The sequence below is a fragment of the Idiomarina sp. genome, from assembly GCF_019431395.1.
Lineage (GTDB): Bacteria > Pseudomonadota > Gammaproteobacteria > Enterobacterales > Alteromonadaceae > Idiomarina.
Genome location: NZ_CP080268.1, coordinates 907,050 through 925,462, shown reverse-complemented (window position 1 = coordinate 925,462; position 18,413 = coordinate 907,050). Strand labels below are relative to the sequence as shown.

Below are 18,413 nucleotides of genomic sequence, written 5' to 3'. Positions count from 1 at the left end.
CCTATTCGCTGCGTAAGATATCAGCGCCATTAATAAAAAACGGTTCGGCTTGCTGCTCTGGCTTGACCGGCGTTGGCACAGCTGGCGTGCCAACATATAAAAAGCCAACCACCTCGTCATCGACACCACAGCCGAGTTGTTCCCGCACATAGTCATCTTCAGCCAACCAGCCGGTGCGCCAAATTGCACCCAGTCCCATCGCGAAACATGCCTGCTGCATTGCCATGGTGGCACAGGCAACAGTCGCATATTGTTCATGACGGGGTACTTTTTCGTTATCGACATAACGTAGACAAGTGGCGATAATCATTGGCGCGCGAAACGGAATTTGTCCGGCCTGCTCGACCCGTTCACTGGAAAAGTTATTAAGTCTTGCTGCCTGTTGATAAATATCAGCCAATAGCTGGCGGTCGCGGCCAAGGAACTCGATGAACCGAAACGGCGACAAGTTCATGTGATCAGGCACCCGAATGGCTGCTTTTCGGATCATTTGCAGCTGTTGCGGCGTTGGCGCAGGCTCAATTAAACGCGGCATCGAAGAGCGCGTTGTCAGTAATTCTAATGCGTCCATGTCAGTCCTTAAAATTCTTATACATTTGTCACGCTTCGTTACATTATTACGATGGTACTGATAAGATGGATTGTATAAGCTAAAACATAATAAATAGTAAAAAGCGAGATGTTATGCGGTTTCTAGGCTCAATGTTCAGGTATTTGTGGCGTTTTATCAACGCTATTCGGGTTATTTTACTTAATATTGTCTTTTTTGCGTTGTTAATCGGTTTTATCGCCGTACTTATGCAAGAGGAAGATCCTGTAGAGGTACCGGATAACGGCATTTTGGTACTTAACCCGCAGGGTATTCTGGTTGAAGAAAAAACCTATATCGACCCTGTTGATCAGTTTTTCAATAAAGCTTTTGGCGCAGAAGATCCTGTTCCTGAAGTGCTCCTGAGTGATGTCGTTGATGCGCTTGAAAAAGCCAAGACTGACGAGCGTATTGGTGCCGTTTTTCTTGATGTTTCGGGTCTGTTCCCCAGCGGTATCAATAAATTACAACGGGTTGCTACAGCGCTGGAAGAGTTTAAAACCACTAATAAACCAGTCATCGCTGCTGCCGATTACTATGCGCAATATCAATATTTCCTGGCATCACACGCGGATACGGTTTACCTGAATCCACTGGGTTCAGTCGCGTTTGACGGCTTTGAATATGGTGGCATCTACTTTAATGACATGCTGACTAAGCTCAAACTAAAGCCACATGTATTTAAAGTTGGCTCTTATAAATCTGCCGTTGAGCCATTTATTCGTAATAGTATGTCTGACGAAGCACGCGAAGCGAATGCATTTTTATACGATGAATTGTGGCAGCAATTTAAACAAGCGGTGGTCAACCAGCGCAATATCGATAATGCCGTTATTGACGGTAAACTCGACCCTTACATGGCTGCATTTGAAGCTGCCGATGCCAATATGGCTAGAATGGCGTTGGATGCCAATTTCGTTGATGCATTAAAAACTCGCGCCGAGGTGCGTAACGAGCTGATCAATTTAGCAGGGCTTGACGAAGACAAAGACACCTATCGCCATGTCGCTTTTGCTAACTATGTTCGCGAAAGTAATGGTGAACAGTCTGCTTCAATGCCGGGTAAGGATAAACCGCAGGTAGCGGTTGTCGTGGCACGTGGGCAAATCGTCAATGGTAGCCGCCAAGCGGGAATGATTGGTGGTGACAGTACCGCTGAACTCATTCGCAAAGCGCGCGAAGACGAGAACACCAAAGCTATCGTGTTGCGTATCGATAGCCCCGGTGGTAGCGGCTTTGCTTCAGAAATTATCCGCCAGGAAGTGTTACAGGCTAAAGCCCAAGGCCTTCCGGTCATCGCCTCTATGAGCAGTGTTGCTGCTTCTGGTGGTTACTGGATAGCCGCGGACGCGGATCAAATTTGGGCAGCGCCCAGCACCATTACCGGATCTATCGGCGTATTTGGTCTAATGGTGACAGCTGAGGATAGCGCAGAAGCACTCGGTATCTATAGTGATTCGTTTAGTACCACGGAGCTGCCGTCAATTAATGCGCTGGAAGGCATTACTGACGCGCAAAAAGATTTACTTCAGCGCTCCACCGAGCAATTCTATGATTATTTCCTTGAGGTTGTTGCCAATGCGCGTGACATGACCAAGGATCAAGTCGATGCTGTCGCACAAGGTCGTATCTGGACCGGAACTCAGGCACAGCAGCGTGGCTTAGTCGACTTTTTGGGCAATTTCGACGATGCCGTGACAGCCGCCGCAGAAGCTGCCGGTTTAGAAAGTTACGAAGTGAATACGGTAAAACAATCGCTGAGTCCGCAACAGCAGTTCTTTGCTGAACTCATGGGCGATGCTACCGTTGGTGCGCTGTTAAGCAGTTCTTCACCAGAGCCACAGCACTGGCTAATGGGTACGGTTAATACGGTATTGCAGCAAAGTAAAGCATTGCAGAACTTTAACGATCCTAAAAATATCTATTCCTACTGTGCACTCTGCGTTCAACCGCGATAAAATAACGGCCATCACCTACTCAATTTTGGATATTTGATGGCCGTAAAGCGTAAAAGAATCTACGTCGCCTACACTGGCGGTACTATTGGTATGCAAAAATCGGCTCAGGGATATGTTCCGGTCGCGGGACACCTGAGCCAATGCGTCGAGCGCATGCCTGAATTCTATCGCGAAGAAATGCCCGAATTTCAGATTCATGAATATCAGCCGTTGATGGACTCGTCGGATATGACCCCATCGGACTGGGTGACCATAGCCCGTGATATCGAAGCCAACTATAACGACTATGATGGTTTCGTTATTTTGCACGGCACCGATACCATGGCCTATACCGCATCGGCATTGTCTTTTATGCTGCAAAACTTGGCTAAACCTGTCATCGTAACCGGTTCGCAAATTCCTTTATCAGCGCTGCGCAGCGATGGTCAGACAAACCTACTCAATGCCCTGTATATAGCCGCTAATTACCCAATTCATGAAGTTGGTCTGTTTTTTAACAACACGCTGTTTCGTGGCAATCGCTCAACCAAAGCCGACGCTAATGGTTTTAACGCATTTGCCTCGCCTAACTACCCGTCTCTACTCGAAGCTGGTATTCAGATTAGCCTGAATGCAGGTAAACTGCGTGAGGTAAAAGACAACGAGTTACACGTGGTCGAAATGACACCGCAGCCGATTGGCGTAGTAATGCTTTACCCCGGTATTTCGGCCCAACTGATTGATAATCTGTTACAACAACCCGTTAAAGCAATGATTATCCAAAGTTACGGGGTCGGCAATGCACCGCAGGATCCTGCCTTGCTGGCGAGCTTTAAACGCGGTATCGAACAAGGTATTACGATTGTAAATTGTACTCAATGTTTCCGCGGCCGGGTTAATATGGGTGGCTATGCTACCGGAAACGCGTTGGCCGAAATCGGCGTTGTTTCAGGCTCAGACATGACTATTGAAGCGGCACTAACCAAGTTACACTATTTGCTTTCGCAAGATCTGTCCAACGAGGTTATTGCGGAACGTTTAACCGATAACTTGCGCGGCGAACTGACCACCGCGTAAAATCGTTAGACAATCGATAATTTATAATAATAAAGATAATGACAACCTTATGACAACACGTTCACCCGCTTTTGCTTCACGCCTAGGGTTTATTTTAGCCGCTGCCGGTTCCGCCGTCGGAGTTGGCAATATTTGGGGATTTCCAACACAGGCTGCCAGTAACGGCGGCGGTGCTTTTCTGCTTGTTTATCTTATTATGATAGCGCTGCTGGCCTACCCCATGTTGGTAGCAGAGATAACTATTGGTCGTATTCGTCGGCAGAACCCCATCGAAGCGTTGCGAAACATGTCAGAGCGCCCTTTTTGGCGTGGCTTTGGTCTGTTAAGCGGTATTGTCGGACTGGTTGTGTTAAGTCTCATTCTTAGCTTTTATGCGATCGTATCGGGCTGGTTAATTGCCTACATGCTGGCGCCTTTAATGGAGCTGTTGGGGCTGGCAAGTACCGCAGAATGGCTATTGACGTTTTCGTTAGAGCGCAACCTCATTACGATGTTGTTCTTTATGCTGTTAACCATCTACGTCGTGCGCTCCGGCGTCAACGACGGTATCGAGCGGTGGTCACGGCGGTTAATGCCATTGTTATTTGTTTTGCTGATTGCCATGGCTGCTTACATCCTGACGCTGGATGGTGCGATTGACGGATTGAAAATGTATTTAGTGCCGGACTTTTCAGCGATTTCCGATCCCAACCTGATTGTGCGAGCCATGGGCCAGGCGTTTTTCTCATTGTCACTCGGTGTCTGCGTAATGATGACTTATGGCGCGTACCTGTCTGAGAAAGAAAATATTCCAAAAACTGCAGCCTGGGTGGCGGGCATAGACACTTCTGTTGCTTTCTTAGCAGGCCTTTTAATTCTGCCAGCTATGTTCGTAGCACAGAATAATGGCGTGGCTATATATGCCGATGACGGCTCGCTACTATCTGCTGATACCCTGGTGTTTACCGTTCTACCGGCGATGTTTGATACCCTGGGCAGTGTCGGCCCGTTCGTGGCTATCGGCTTTTTCCTGCTGATGGTCATTGCCGCTATTACCTCGTCCATCTCCATGCTGGAAGCACCGGTTAATGCGTTACGTGAAGAAACGGCCTGCAACCGCCATAGCGGCGTGTGGTTGGTAGCATTTGTAGTGACCATACTTTCAACCATTATCATTTACCACTTTGAGACCCTATTCAGCTTTGTGATTACCCTCAGTACGGTCTATATGCAGCCGATAATGGCGCTCATCTTTGGTGTTATGTTGACCTGGGTGCTACGCCAGCATCGTTTGCTTAAAGCACTTCAACAAGGTTCACCGCAAATTAATCAGAGCCTGTTCTGGAAAATCTGGCCATGGTACGTCAAGTTTATTTGCCCGGTCTTAATCCTGCTGGTGATCTGGCGCGGTTAACCCGCGCCGTTTAGGTAACCAATAAGTCCATAAACTGGTTAACAGGCGTGTTAACCAGTTGCTGAGGGTCGCGATACAAACGCATAATCTGCTCCACCCGCTGACGCGCAAAACGCGTACGAAGATTGTTTTCAAACTTCTGCTCCAGCACCTTGAAGCCCTCTTCACGGCGACGGCGATGCCCGATTGGATATTCAACCTCAACCTTATCGGTTGCGCTGCCATCATTAAAAAAGACTTGTACCGCATTAGCGATGGAGCGTTTGTCCGGTTGGTGGTATTCCTCGCTGTAACGTTTGTCTTCACTGACAACCATTTTTTCGCGCAATGCATCGATTAGCGGGTTAGCCTGGTGGAATTCATCCTCGTAGTGATCGGCGGTCAGTTCACCGAAGATCAACGGTACTGCCGTCATATACTGTAAACAGTGATCGCGATCGGCGGGGTTAGCCAGCTCTCCCTGCTTAGAGATAATACGAATGGCGGACTCGTGGGTTGTTATTTCGATACGTTCAATCTGGTCAAGTTTATCCTCAACCTGCGGGTGTAATGTAACCGCAGCTTCGCACGCCGTTTGGGCATGAAACTCAGCAGGAAATGACAACTTAAACAAAATATTCTCCATCACGTAGCTGCCGTATTCTCGTTGAAATGAAAACTTTTGCTCGGCCTCTGGCTTAATCTGCTGATCTTTATTTGTTTTACTGAACAGCACATCGTAAAAGCCCCATTGCGGTGCGCTCAGCGCACCGGGGATGCCCATTTCTCCGCGCAGGCTAATATCCGCCAGGCGCACCGCACGAGAGGTGGCGTCACCAGCGGCCCATGATTTGCGCGAGCCCGCGTTTGGCGCATGCCGATAGGTCCGTAGTGACTGTCCGTCAACCCAGGCTTGCGAAACAGCTGCCATAACCTGCTCGCGGTTACCTCCCCACAGCCAGGTAGCGACGGCGGTAGAGGCTACTTTAACCAGCACAACGTGATCAAGACCGACTCGATTAAAGCTATTCTCAATGGCCAGGTTTCCCTGTATCTCATGAGCCTTAATCATCCCTTCCAGTACATCCTTAATGGTAAGCGGTTTATCCCCTCTTGCGACGCGCTGTTGCGAGATGAAATCAGCCAGTGCCAGAATCGCACCTAAGTTGTCTGATGGGTGCCCCCACTCGGCTGCCAGCCAGGTGTCGTTAAAATCAAGCCAACGTACAATACAGCCGATATCCCATGCTGCTTTAACCGGATCCAGGCAATACGACGTGCCGGGCACACGCGCTCCGTTCGGCACCTGCGTATTGGCAACAAGCGGCCCTAAATGTTTGGTACATTCGGGAAAACGTAATGCCAGAATGCCGCAGCCGATTGTGTCAGCCAGGCAATGCCGCGCGGTTTCCCACGCTTGTTCCGAGGTGACCTGATAGTTAATCACGTAATCGGCTATACGCTGTATCTCTGCATCATAATCAGGACGGTCTGTCCGCTCTGCAATAGTCATAGTATCCTCTCGAACGATTGGAATAACTGTTGTTAGTATAGCTACGCAGAATCGACAGGAACCGATCGATAGATAAAAAAAACCCGGAACCAATCCAGATTGTTCCGGGTATAGGGGAATGGCTCATGGGATGAGCCGTGCGCTAACTCTAAAAAAAGCGGTTAATTTTTAGTCTAGCCAAATTTTAGAAAAATACATAATTTTTTTTAAAATTTTTAAGTTAATAAATTATAAACGCTTTATTACCCCTATACCCAGCTTATCCACAGCTTACGCAACGCCTTTAAACAGCTTATAAAAGTTGGACGTTGTGGTTTCTGCAACCTCATTAAGCGTCAGTCCTTTAACATCAGCAACGCATTTTGCAACGTCTACCACATAGGCGGGTTGGTTTTGCTTGCCCCGATGCGGCACTGGCGCGAGCCATGGGCTGTCCGTTTCGATGAGTAACCGCTCCAACGGCAACGCCTTAACTACCTCGCGTAACGATTTAGCGTTAGCAAACGAAGCGATACCCGATATTGAGATATAGAAATCCAGTTCATCGATAGCTTGCTTTGCCATCTCCAAAGACTCTGTAAAGCAGTGCAGTACCCCGCCCGATTTTTCAGCACCGCCCTCTTTTAGTAAGCTAATAGTATCTTCACGTGCATCGCGGGTATGAATGATCAGCGGTTTGTCCAGCTCTTGTGCAACCTCAATATGGGCGGCGAAATTCTGTTGCTGTAGCTGTTTGCTTTCGGGATGATAGAAATAGTCGAGGCCAGTTTCACCGATAGCGACGACTCGACTATCGCTGGCCAGCTGCCGCAAGGACGATGCTACTTCATCAACGGGTGTCTGACTGTCTTGGACGTACAACGGATGTACGCCGCACGAAACCGAGACATCAGCATATTCCGCTACGGCGGCCTGCATGGCAGCGTAGTCTTCTAAGGTTACACAGACACACAGCATGTGCTGCACGTCATTATTACGCGCATTTTCGATAATCTGAGGTAGTTCCAGGCCAATTTTTTGCGGATCTATTTTATCTAAATGACAATGCGAATCGACGTACATTAAAACTCCTGCTAAGCATATATTTTTGCGATCAGTCTACCATATTCATGGCTTAACGTGTGTGTCAGGCGCCGTATTCGTTGCTCAATGTCGGTATCCTGATCGTCGACAATAGCCAGCCCAATCCAACAACTGCCGCCCGGTTGCCGCAACATGCACGTAACACTAGCAGTGATATTCGGATTATATTCACCACTATCAGGCAAATTAATATCGATATGGATTGTACTGTGCAGCGGCGGTATATCGACGGTTGCCGGCAGGGGTACAAAAATTAATAGTTGTTCGAACCGGGCTAAGGTGCTTTGAGCAAGCTCCAGAGCATCATTAAAACGATGGCTAAGTTGTGGTATTGAAGCCATGATAAGTCCATTGTTGCCAACAAAGACTTAACAATAGCGGTAAATTTAATCCTTTTGACTGACGATAGCGCTGACGCAATTGTCGGCATTCATCGACAGCTTTAAGCAGTCGCTCTGTATGCAAGTTGTGCTGATTTGTCAGCTCCCTGTAGCGTGGTTGTAACTCGGTGTAATTAAAGCGCGCACTGGCGATGCTTTGTGTCGCCGCTGACAGATCAAGTAACAAGCGTTCAGTTATGTCAAGCCACTCAGTAGCTTTGCTCTTGTCTTTGATAACCGGTGGCAGGGCCCCGGCAAACAAGGTGCTTAATAAACTGTTGGCCGACTCGTGATCGTCGTTGCCGGCTACCGCAGGTAATTGCAAATTAATCCATTGCATGCGGCTTCGTAAAGTTGGTAGCAGCTGTTCGGGTTGCTGTACCGAAATTAGCCAAAACATATTAGCGGGTGGCTCTTCCAACACCTTTAGTATGGCATTACTCGCCTGCTCAGTCAGTTTATCCGCGGGTGTTAAGATGGCAACTCTGGCACCGCCCTGGTTTGCAGTCTGTAGCAGTTTATTCTGCAGTTTACGCACTTCGTCGATGCCAATACTGGTTTCTTCCCGCGCGTCGATATGCCAAAAATCAGGATGACTGCCAGCCTGGTATAGCTTACATGATTTACACTGCCCACAGGCGCTTTTATCGGGCTGCTGGCACAGCAAAAAATTGGCCAATGTCTGCAAGAACTGGTCACTACCCTGTTCCGGCGCATGCCGCAAATAATATGCGTGTGCTAAACGTTGCTGTTTAGCACTGTCGATAAGACGAAGCCAAGGTTCACGTAACCAGGGATAACTCATACAAATAATTTCTCTTCGATAGCGCGGAGTATATCTTTGTGCACCTGTTGCATGGGTTGCGAGGCATCGATAGCAACTATTGAGGGGTCTGCAGCCACCAGTTGCTGGTAACGTGCCCGGGTGCGTTCAAAGAACGCTAGATCTTCTTGTTCGATACGATCCAGTTCGCCTCGCCCCTTTGCGCGCTCCAGGCCGGCCTCAGCATCGATATCCAGATACAAAGTAAGATCCGGCTTAAACTCACCCAGAGTAAGCTGCTTTAGTTGCTGTAGTTTTTCACTACCCAATTGTCGGCCGCCACCCTGATAGGCCTGTGACGACAAGTCATGGCGGTCGCCGATGACCCAGCGACCTTTATCCAGTTCCGGTTTAATCACGTTATCGACAAGCTGAACGCGACTGGCATACATGAGCAATAGCTCTGTCATTGCACTCACTTGTTCCTGCCACTGCTTCTTTACTAAGTCTCTCAACGCTTCAGCCATCGGTGTGCCACCGGGTTCTCGAACAGTTTCTGCCCTTATACCCTTGGCCTGCAGATGGCTCACGATACTTGCAATAGCCGTACTTTTACCGGCTCCTTCAAGCCCCTCTATAACAATAAACTTGCCGTTCATATTATTCCTTGTCCTGCTGATGCGGCTTGATCTGATACTTATAAACCGCTCGGTTATGCTCCTCAAGCGTTTTAGAGAAAACATGACCGCCGCTATTGTCCGCAACAAAATAAAAGTAGTCCGTTTGTGCCGGCTGAGCCGCCGCAGCTAATGATTCCGCCGATACCATTGCAATGGGTGTTGGCGGTAAACCGTCGATGCGATAAGTGTTATAAGGCGTTTTCGTACGCAGGTGCTGACGCGTTAAATTGCCATCAAAATCATCAATTCCATAGATCGTTGTCGGGTCTGACTGCAGCCGCATGCCGTTATTGAGCCTGTTACAAAATACACTGGCTACGGTTTCACGCTCACCGTCGATACCGGTTTCCTTTTCGATGATAGAAGCCAGTATCAGCAACTCATAAGGGGTTGATACCGGACACTCGCGGTTACGAGCGCGCCACGCATCGTCAAGTTCTCTTTCAAGTTCTTCGTGCGCCTGGGTTAGTAACTCAAGATCACTGGTCTGCGCGCGGTAGCTGTATGTTTCGGGTAAAAACAAACCCTCCGGGCTGGGGTAGTCCTGCAAAAAAGGTAGTTGTTCAGACAAACTGTCAGTTGTTAGTTCAGCACTCAAATAAGGCTGCTGTTTAAGCTGCTGCAGCCACTCACTAAAACGCAGTCCTTCGATTAATGTCACCTTAAACTGCTTTTCGTCGCCACGCGCTAGTTTTTGCCAGAATTGCTGCCAGGAGTCAGCAGGAGATATTTCATAAAGCCCTGCTTGTATGCGATCAACGCCAATAAAAAATTGTGCTAAACGATAATCGAGGGTGTTACTGGTGCGAGCAAAATGCTGATTAACTCTGGCACTAATCGAGCGGGCTGTATCGCCTCGCTTTACTTGCAGTAACATTTGCTCGTGTGTCGAGTTGGCTAAGGGCTTTTCAAGGTATGCAAGAGCCATACTGCGCACTGCCAGCCCGGCAATAGCCACGGTAATGACTAACACAACGACACTAATGATGAGTTTTTTTAGCATGCAGTCAATTGCTTTAACAGCTCAGGTAAATCAGTACTCAAAACTTTACCATTTAATTGTTTAATTGGCACGGCTCCACGCACACTATTGCAAACAAATGCTTGATCTGCCTGGTATAAATCCTCAAGTGTAAACACGCCCTGGTTTACCCTTCCCAGCCATTGCTGGTCGATTATGACTTGTCGCGCAACGCCTGCTACCCCGGCCTGTTGTAATGACGGCGTAAACCACTGGTCACTACTGCGCCAAAAGATATTACCCTGGCAGCACTCGAGCAACGCATTGTGATGATCGAGTACCAAAAGGTCGTCCACGCCCCTCTCTTCACGTTCCCGGGCAAGTAACACCTGTTCCAACCGGTTCAGTGTTTTTAAGCCGGCTAATACCGGCTGACGTGCCAGTTGCAGCGCAGCCACGGCAACTGTGTCGATAGTTGCTGCAACCGGCGGTAACGGACTAACTTGCATATAGGTATTTGACTCTACCGCCGCCGGAGGCATATATCCACGACCACCAAATCCGCGGGTAACGATAATTTTTGCCACGCCGTCTGGCTGGCCTGCGGTCAACTCTGCCAACCAGGCCTCAACTTGTTGCCGCTCAGGCACCGGCAGTGCCAAGCGCTGGCTGGCTAGCACTAACCGCTGCCAATGGTAATCCCACCATAAAGGCTTACCATTATGCAAACGTAGGGTTGTAAAATGGCCATCGCCAAACTGTAAGCCACGATCCAGCGGCTGGTAATGTTGTTTTCCGTTGCACAAAATCATGATTTATCGTCAGTGCGTGTCGCTCCACAAACAAAAAAGGCAGCCCCAAGGACTGCCTTTCGCTAATTAAAACGTAGCGGTTGACGATTAATCGTCAGAGTGAGCCGATACGTAATCAATAGCTGCTTGAACAGTTTTAATTTTCTCAGCTTCTTCATCTGGAATTTCTGTTTCAAATTCTTCTTCCAGTGCCATCACTAGTTCAACAGTATCCAGTGAGTCAGCGCCCAGGTCGTTTTCAAAAGAAGCTTCTGGTTTAACTTCTTCTTCTTTAACGCCCAACTGCTCGATGATGATTTTCTTTACGCGTTCTTCGATAGTGCTCATGATATTAAAATCCTTCAATAGTCGTCACGAGTGTCAAATTTGGCTGTAGTGTAGTGAATGCAGCCACAATAATAAAGTAAAAATTAGCTTAAAATAAACAGGTCGTACCCCTTGAGGGTTAAACCATTGCCATTCCGCCGTTTACATGAATTGTTTCGCCGGTAATATAAGCTGCCCCGGGCGAAGCTAAAAAGGCAACTGCTGCTGCGACTTCTTCAGGTTTGCCCAGACGTTCTGTTGGAATATTGGCAAAAATCGCTTGTTTCTGATCATCAGTCAAGGATTTCGTCATATCGGTATCAATAAAGCCCGGCGCAACGCAGTTGACGGTAATGCCGCGCGCCGCCACTTCTTTTGCAAGGGACTTACTAAAACCCACCAACCCGGCTTTTGCCGCACAATAGTTAACCTGGCCCGGATTGCCCGTGGTTCCGACCACCGAGCTGATGTTTATGATGCGCCCATTGCGACGTTTCATCATGCCGCGAATCACGGTTTTACAAACTCGGAAAACAGCTGACAAATTGGTATTAATCACTGAATCCCACTCATCATCCTTCATTCGCATCATTAAATTATCACGGGTGATACCAGCGTTGTTGACCAGAATATCAATTTTGCCAAACTCTTTTTCCAGTCCCTTCACGGTTTCGGCTGTCTGCTCAGCATCGGTCACGTTGAGCGCAATACCTTTACCCTTTTCGCCTAAATAATCACTAATCGCACTAGCCCCTTGTTCAGAAGTTGCGGTGCCAATAACAAAAGCACCCTGAGCAACTAATGACTCAGCAATGGCTTTACCAATGCCGCGGCTTGCGCCGGTGACCAGCGCCACCTGTTCTGCTAGAGATTGCATAAATTTATCTCCCGTTATAATTGTTCAAACGCATCCGGACTGTTAAGTGCTGTACAGCCAAATGCTTTGGTTATGCGTTTATTAAGCCCGGTCAGAACCTTGCCTGGTCCGATCTCGTAGGCTGCTTCAATATCCATGGTGGCTAGCTTTTCAATTGTTTCGGTCCAGCGTACCGGATAGTACAACTGCCTTACCAACGCATCTTTAATCGCTTCTTCATCGCTGTTGGCACTGACATCGACATTATTAATAACTGCCACAGTCGGTGTATTAAAATCGACATTTTTTAGCGCTGCACGCAATTGCTCGGCTGCTGGCTTCATGAGTTCACAATGTGACGGGACGCTTACCGGTAACGGTAACACGCGTTTGGCTCCGGCCGCCTTTAATGCTTCAGCGGCGCGGGCAACGGCGTCTTTATGGCCGGCAATTACCACCTGACCGGGGGAATTATAATTGACCGGTGTAACCACCTCGTCTTCTGCCTGTTGTTGGCAAATTTCAGCAATTTGATCATCGTCTAAGCCGATCACCGCTGCCATTGCGCCAACACCGGGCGCTACAGCTCCCTGCATGGCCTCGCCGCGTAAGGCAACCAAACGTACGGCGTCAGCAAAGTTAATGACGCCGGCACAAACTAATGCCGAGTATTCGCCCAAACTGTGACCCGCCATGGCGTTTACATCGCCTAAACCGTTTTCTTTTGCGACACGAAATAGCGCGACACTGGCCGTTAATAGTGCCGGCTGTGTTTTGCGGGTATCATTGAGCTGCTCTTCGGGGCCATTCTGAACTAATTCCCATAAGTCATACCCCAACACCTTACTCGCCTCGTCAAAAGTGGCTTGAATCTGCGGGTACTGAGCGGCGACATCGGCTAACATACCAACGGTCTGTGAGCCTTGCCCCGGAAATAATAATGCTGTTGTTGTCATATTGCCCTCTTAATACTTAACCAGTGCGGAGCCCCAGGCAAAACCGCCACCGAAAGCTTCTAATAATAAGGTTTGTCCACGTTTTACGCGACCATCACGTACCGCCCAGTCTAATGCAATGGGCACTGACGCTGCAGAGGTATTGCCGGTTTTATCCAGGGTTACTACAACCTGCTCCATCGGCATGGATAACTTTTTTGCCGTCGCCTTAATAATACGTAAGTTTGCCTGATGCGGAATCAGCCAGTCTAAATCGGCCGAAGTCATCTGGTTAGCCTGCAAGGTTTTAGTCACTAACTCACTAAGCTTTGCCACCGCAACCCGAAAAACTTCGTTTCCTTTCATATACATCCAGCTGCTTTCCGGCGTTCCCTCAGCACTTATACCGCGCGTAGTTCGAACCGGTTGTTTAGCGCCCAGTAAATGGCCATATTCACCAGCGCTATAAAGGTGAGTTGAAATAATACCTGCGCTTTCACCAGCTTCCAGTAACACCGCCCCGGCACCATCACCAAATAATACCACGGTGTTTCGGTCATCCGGATCACAGAGTCGCGCTAATACATCGGTGCCTATGACTAAAATCTTTTGATGCTGACCCGTACGTATGAATTGGTCAGCAACACTGAGTGCATAAATAAAGCCTGAGCAAGCGGCACCAACGTCAAATGCCGGAATCGAACTCACTCCCAACATTTGCTGAATTTCACAGGCTGCACTTGGGAATGCATGCTCAGCAGAGGTTGTCGCGACGACGATCATGTCCACCTCAGTGGCACTGCAACCAGCAGCATCTAGCGCACGTTTTGCCGCCTCAAAACCTAAGGTTGCGGCACTTTCATCTGCGTTTGCGATGCGTCGCTCTTTTATTCCTGTTCGTTCTGTAATCCACGCGTCTGAGGTGTCGACTCGCTGTGATAAATCATCGTTCGTCAGGCGTTGCTCAGGTAAATAGTGACCTGTGCCTGCGATAGTTGAATAGCTCATAACTGTGCTTAATGTTGTTCTAACAGGACCGACTCAACCCGATCTTTTATCCGCTCGGGGAGTTGTGCTTGTGCTTCTGTTATCGCTTGCCTTATTGCACTACCGAATGCTTTTGCATTGGCACTACCATGGCTTTTAATAACCACACCGCGCAATCCTATCAAACTCGCACCGTTATAGTGGTCGGGCTTCAACCGATCCCAGGATTTTTGTGTGCGTTTTTGTAAAAAACGAAAGAATAAGCGGTACATCCAGTGAGACATTAACGCGGACTTAAGCTGATCGACAATCAATGTTGCCAGGCCTTCACAACTTTTAAGTGCAATATTGCCAACAAACCCGTCACACACGATGACATCGGCTTTACCACTAAACAAATGATTGCCTTCGACAAAACCGGTGTAATTGACATGTTCGGAGCTAGCCAACCGCAACGCGGCATTTTTAACCACGTCGTTACCTTTAATTTCTTCCTCACCCATGTTCAGTAAAGAAACGTTTGGACTACTGATATCTTCCAATATTTGCGCGGCAACACTACCCATTACGCCAAATTGAAATAACGTTTCTGAATCGCAGCTTGCGTTAGCACCTAAATCAAGAAGATAAGATCGGCCACCCAATTGATTGGGTAACGCCGCCATTAACGCAGGACGAAGTACGCCGGGCAATGTTTTTAGCTGAAAATAGGCCTTGGCCATTAATGCGCCGGTGTTGCCGCCACTGACTACGCCATCAGCTTCGCCTTTCGCCAGCAGTTCCAGCGCGATACTCATCGATGAGTGAGGTTTAGCACGTAGTGCCTGGCCAGGTTTCTCATCCATTTCGACCACTTGATCGGCGTGCACGAAGGTGACTTGGGGGTGTTCGTCTAGCTTATATTGGGAAAGTAAAGGAATTACACTATCGTGTTGACCCACGACGAGGAAGTGATGAGGTGTGCCCTCATTGATTAATTGGCACAATGCGTCAATTACAATAGAGGGGCCGTTATCGCCCCCCATTGCATCAATCGCTAATTTAATTTCAGGCATGGCCTGGAAATTACTTATTAACGACCTTACGACCTTTGTAAAAACCGTCAGCTGTTACGTGGTGGCGACGATGTGTCTCACCAGAGGTAGAATCAACCGACAGTGTAGGGCCGCTGATTGCATCGTGTGAACGACGCATGTCGCGTCTTGAACGACTTTTCTTGCTTTTTTGAACAGCCATTTACGCTATCTCCTAGTTATTTACGCTTTAATTCTTGCAACACCGAAAACGGGTTTTCCGAGTCATCTTCTGACGGCTCTTCAATTTCGCCCCACGTCATCGCGTCGCGATCTACCTGACAATCTTTAGGGTCATGCTTGGCCACCAAAGGCATCGCCAGAATTAATTCATCTTCGACTAAACCGTGCAGGTTAATCTCGCCAAACTCATTTACTTCGACCGCTTCGTAGCGTTCAGGTAATTCGTCTGAGCTCTGCTTAGAAGAAACAGGAGCATACGCAAATTGCGCCGAGATATCAACCGCAAAAGGCTCATTACAACGCTGACAGGTTAACTTGACTGCAGTTTTTGCCGAACCGGCGAAATAACTTACACCTTGTTCGTCAATACCAAACTCGACGTTAACGTCCGGATCATGTTCACTGACTTCCGCCAGTAAGCTTTGAAAACGCGACAGCGTTTTTACCGGAACTAAACCATCAAACGTTTGCTTTTTATTCGCACTTTTAACGGGATCAACCGTTACGGGAATTCTTACCTTTTGCATAGCGGGCGCAGTCTACCTTAGTCGTTGGGTCTAGGCAAGCGAATTATCGCCAGCCAGCGGGTTAATCTGGTGCTTACGTAACATCCTTAGCAATTCAATACATGGCAATCCAATCAGGGTGTTAGGGTCATCACCTATGAGCGAATCGAACAAGCTAATACCTAATCCTTCGCTTTTAAAGCTACCCGCACAATTCAGCGGTTGCTCCAGTTCAACATACTGCTGTAATTCAGCAATTGTTAAATCATTACGGAATTTCACCGAAAAAGGCACACAAATAACATCTGCCTTATCGGCCCGGGCATCATATACACAAAGCCCGGTTAAAAACACGACGGTTTTACCGACAAAACGCTGTAGTTGTGCCACTGCTCTTGCAGTGCTGTGAGGCTTGCCTAAAATATCACCGTCACACACAGCGACCTGGTCCGAACCAATAATAATCGCGTCAGCAAAATCGGGGTTTTGCTTGGCCACCGCACGCGCCTTTTGCTCTGCCAATCTGGCAACGAGCGTCTGCGGCGCTTCATCGGCGAGCGGCGTTTCGTCAATGTCAGGCTTTGCGACCTGATAATCTAAATGTAGTTTATCCAGAATAGCACGTCTAAACGGGGACGATGAGCCCAGTACTAAGGTTCGCTTACTCATAATATCTCTTCGGCGTTCGTTTAAATAAGTGTTGGTAACTGATTCAAATCGCTAATCACAACATCCGCACCGGCGGCTGTTAGCCTGGTTGCATCATGCACACCAAAGTCAACACCGATAGCATAGGTCCCTGCCGCTTTTGCCATTCTCATGTCGTGTTCAGAGTCACCGACCATTACCGTCTGGTGCGGCTCAAATTGCAGTTGCGCCATTAATTCGTGCAACATCTGCGGGTGCGGTTTGCCGCGTGTTTCGTCAGCGCAGCGCGAGGCGTCAAAAAAGTCACTCATGGCAACCTCACGCCACACACGGTCAAGCCCCTTCCTTGCCTTACCCGTTGCCACAGCAATAATGTGCTGACGCCTTTTCAACTCTTCAAGCACTGCAAGCGCAGTTGGAAACAATGGCGTTGGGGTTACATTTAAATCGACATACTCATCACGGTAGCGGGCTAAAAACGCATCATACTGAGCACTGGGTAACACCCCGAACAAACGCTCAATCGCAGGTTCCAGACTCAGTCCGATAATATCTTTAACGGCCTGTACCTCAGGCACTGGTAGACACATATGTTTTGCTGTCACCTGCATAGACGACACGATGCGGTCAATCGAGTCCATCAGCGTGCCGTCCCAATCAAAAATAACTAAACGTGACTGCATTTATATCGCCGTTAATCGTGTTAGTAAGTCGCTCAATGCGGGCTCAAGTGGGGCTTCGAAGTGACATTCCCGTTCGGTTTTTGGATGCGTAAACGTCAGCTGCCAGGCATGCAAAAACAACCGCCGCAAGCCCAGCTGCTGCATCTGTTCATCAAACTCGCGGTCGCCGTATTTGGGATCGCCAGCAATCGGGTGACCGGCATGTAAGGCATGCACTCGAATTTGATGGGTGCGGCCGGTTACCGGAGAGGCTTCCACCAGGGTTGCCTGTTGATAACGTTGCTGGATTCTAAAACGAGTCAACGACGGCTTGCCTTCGGCATCAACCCGAACCATACGCTCACCTGACTGCAGCGTATTTTTTTGTAACGGTGCTTCTACCTGACGGCAACTTTTCTGCCATTGCCCTCTAACCAGGGCTAAGTATTGCTTGTTGACGGACTTTTCCCGTAATTGTTCATGCAGTGCTTTAAGTACCGAGCGCTTTTTGGCCACCATTAATAGGCCACTGGTATCCCGATCCAAACGGTGTACCAGTTCCAGATTTTTATCGTTAGGTCGCAACGCCCGCAATGCTTCGATTAGTCCGAATTTAAGCCCTGAACCACCGTGCACCGCAATACCTGAAGGCTTGTTAACCACCATCAAGTGATCATCTTCATAGATAATGGCGTCCGCCAGTGCCTGCACTTGTTCCAGTTTCGCGGACGGTAACTCAGGACGTTCCGACAGCTTAACCGGTGGAATACGGATGGTATCGTCGGGTTGTAACTTGTAATCGGGTTTAATCCGCTTCTTGTTAACCCGAACCTCGCCTTTGCGGACAATACGGTAAACCAACGACTTCGGCACTCCCTTAAGTTTCGTCATAAGAAAGTTATCGATGCGCTGTCCGGTTTCGTCCTGGCTTACCTGATGAAAGGTAACTTCATGCTGAATCATTTTCATGGCGCGGATTTTATCACTAAGCTCAACAACATGCATGCAAATTGTCGCTTGTATTAGGGGTTGTTTATGTGAAATAATGAAGTGTCAAAAAATATCCTGTGACGGGACAAGAAGGTATAAA

General features: G+C 48.4%; 21 protein-coding genes. 3 read left to right on the top strand and 18 right to left on the bottom strand.

The features are described 5' to 3' along the window. Position 1: 1 nt before the first annotated feature. The gene (locus tag KZ771_RS04580) at positions 2 to 571 is read right to left on the bottom strand and encodes a nitroreductase family protein (RefSeq protein ID WP_290654512.1); all 570 of its coding nucleotides are present in this window, start codon (positions 569 to 571) and stop codon (positions 2 to 4) included. Between the two features lie 113 nt (positions 572 to 684). Here KZ771_RS04580 and sppA point away from each other — a divergent pair, with 113 nt between their 5' ends. Genes sppA through KZ771_RS04565 form a run of 3 tightly spaced genes read left to right on the top strand, consistent with a single transcriptional unit; the run spans position 685 to position 4,996 of the window. Beyond that, entirely contained in the window at positions 685 to 2,547 is a 1,863-nt protein-coding gene (gene sppA, locus KZ771_RS04575) for a signal peptide peptidase SppA (protein ID WP_290654511.1), read from the top strand. Between the two features lie 36 nt (positions 2,548 to 2,583). After that, entirely contained in the window at positions 2,584 to 3,603 is a 1,020-nt protein-coding gene (ansA, locus tag KZ771_RS04570) for an asparaginase (protein ID WP_133538472.1), read from the top strand. 49 nt (positions 3,604 to 3,652) lie between these two features. Further along, complete coding sequence (locus KZ771_RS04565) at positions 3,653 to 4,996, top strand: sodium-dependent transporter (RefSeq protein WP_290654510.1); 1,344 nt, start codon at positions 3,653 to 3,655, stop codon at positions 4,994 to 4,996. Positions 4,997 to 5,006: 10 nt separating this feature from the next. Here KZ771_RS04565 and KZ771_RS04560 read toward each other — a convergent pair whose 3' ends face one another. From KZ771_RS04560 to rluC, 17 genes are all read right to left on the bottom strand, one after another. Further along, complete coding sequence (locus KZ771_RS04560; RefSeq protein ID WP_290654509.1) at positions 5,007 to 6,488, bottom strand: bifunctional 2-methylcitrate dehydratase/aconitate hydratase; 1,482 nt, start codon at positions 6,486 to 6,488, stop codon at positions 5,007 to 5,009. Positions 6,489 to 6,758: 270 nt separating this feature from the next. Beyond that, the gene (locus tag KZ771_RS04555; protein ID WP_290654508.1) at positions 6,759 to 7,550 is read right to left on the bottom strand and encodes a TatD family hydrolase; all 792 of its coding nucleotides are present in this window, start codon (positions 7,548 to 7,550) and stop codon (positions 6,759 to 6,761) included. An 11-nt stretch (positions 7,551 to 7,561) separates the two neighbouring features. Next, a complete protein-coding gene (locus KZ771_RS04550; protein WP_133538476.1) occupies positions 7,562 to 7,912 on the bottom strand; it encodes a hypothetical protein in 351 nt (116 codons plus the stop codon). Continuing rightward, entirely contained in the window at positions 7,890 to 8,756 is an 867-nt protein-coding gene (locus KZ771_RS04545) for a DNA polymerase III subunit delta' (RefSeq protein WP_290572686.1), read from the bottom strand. The genes KZ771_RS04550 and KZ771_RS04545 overlap by 23 nt, the downstream gene beginning before the upstream one ends. Beyond that, the gene (gene tmk, locus KZ771_RS04540; protein ID WP_290654507.1) at positions 8,753 to 9,373 is read right to left on the bottom strand and encodes a dTMP kinase; all 621 of its coding nucleotides are present in this window, start codon (positions 9,371 to 9,373) and stop codon (positions 8,753 to 8,755) included. The genes KZ771_RS04545 and tmk overlap by 4 nt, the downstream gene beginning before the upstream one ends. A 1-nt stretch (position 9,374) precedes the next feature. After that, on the bottom strand, positions 9,375 to 10,397 hold the full coding sequence (gene mltG / locus KZ771_RS04535; RefSeq protein WP_290654506.1) for an endolytic transglycosylase MltG: 1,023 nt from the start codon (positions 10,395 to 10,397) through the stop codon (positions 9,375 to 9,377). Beyond that, positions 10,391 to 11,167: an aminodeoxychorismate lyase gene (pabC, locus tag KZ771_RS04530; RefSeq protein WP_290654505.1), complete on the bottom strand. Its 777-nt coding sequence runs from the start codon at positions 11,165 to 11,167 to the stop codon at positions 10,391 to 10,393. Before pabC ends, mltG begins: the two co-directional genes overlap by 7 nt. Before the next feature lie 87 nt (positions 11,168 to 11,254). Continuing rightward, positions 11,255 to 11,494: an acyl carrier protein gene (gene acpP / locus KZ771_RS04525; RefSeq protein ID WP_133538481.1), complete on the bottom strand. Its 240-nt coding sequence runs from the start codon at positions 11,492 to 11,494 to the stop codon at positions 11,255 to 11,257. A gap of 118 nt (positions 11,495 to 11,612) precedes the next feature. Continuing rightward, positions 11,613 to 12,350, bottom strand: a complete 738-nt coding sequence (fabG, locus tag KZ771_RS04520) for a 3-oxoacyl-ACP reductase FabG (protein ID WP_133538482.1) — start codon at positions 12,348 to 12,350, stop codon at positions 11,613 to 11,615. A 14-nt stretch (positions 12,351 to 12,364) separates the two neighbouring features. Continuing rightward, entirely contained in the window at positions 12,365 to 13,285 is a 921-nt protein-coding gene (gene fabD / locus KZ771_RS04515) for an ACP S-malonyltransferase (RefSeq protein ID WP_133538483.1), read from the bottom strand. A 9-nt stretch (positions 13,286 to 13,294) separates the two neighbouring features. After that, a complete protein-coding gene (locus tag KZ771_RS04510) occupies positions 13,295 to 14,272 on the bottom strand; it encodes a beta-ketoacyl-ACP synthase III (protein ID WP_133538484.1) in 978 nt (325 codons plus the stop codon). A gap of 8 nt (positions 14,273 to 14,280) precedes the next feature. Beyond that, positions 14,281 to 15,306, bottom strand: a complete 1,026-nt coding sequence (gene plsX / locus KZ771_RS04505; RefSeq protein ID WP_290654504.1) for a phosphate acyltransferase PlsX — start codon at positions 15,304 to 15,306, stop codon at positions 14,281 to 14,283. Between the two features lie 10 nt (positions 15,307 to 15,316). After that, positions 15,317 to 15,487 carry a 50S ribosomal protein L32 gene (rpmF, locus tag KZ771_RS04500; protein WP_133538486.1) on the bottom strand — a complete coding sequence of 57 codons (171 nt, stop codon included), beginning with the start codon at positions 15,485 to 15,487 and terminating at the stop codon, positions 15,317 to 15,319. A gap of 16 nt (positions 15,488 to 15,503) precedes the next feature. After that, positions 15,504 to 16,034 (bottom strand): 23S rRNA accumulation protein YceD, encoded by a 531-nt coding sequence (gene yceD / locus KZ771_RS04495; RefSeq protein ID WP_133538487.1) that lies wholly within the window; start codon positions 16,032 to 16,034, stop codon positions 15,504 to 15,506. Positions 16,035 to 16,064: 30 nt separating this feature from the next. Next, positions 16,065 to 16,682: a nucleoside triphosphate pyrophosphatase gene (locus KZ771_RS04490; protein WP_290654503.1), complete on the bottom strand. Its 618-nt coding sequence runs from the start codon at positions 16,680 to 16,682 to the stop codon at positions 16,065 to 16,067. Between the two features lie 20 nt (positions 16,683 to 16,702). Beyond that, positions 16,703 to 17,344 carry an HAD-IA family hydrolase gene (locus tag KZ771_RS04485; RefSeq protein WP_290654502.1) on the bottom strand — a complete coding sequence of 214 codons (642 nt, stop codon included), beginning with the start codon at positions 17,342 to 17,344 and terminating at the stop codon, positions 16,703 to 16,705. Continuing rightward, on the bottom strand, positions 17,345 to 18,292 hold the full coding sequence (gene rluC / locus KZ771_RS04480; protein ID WP_290654808.1) for a 23S rRNA pseudouridine(955/2504/2580) synthase RluC: 948 nt from the start codon (positions 18,290 to 18,292) through the stop codon (positions 17,345 to 17,347). Positions 18,293 to 18,413 lie beyond the last annotated feature (121 nt).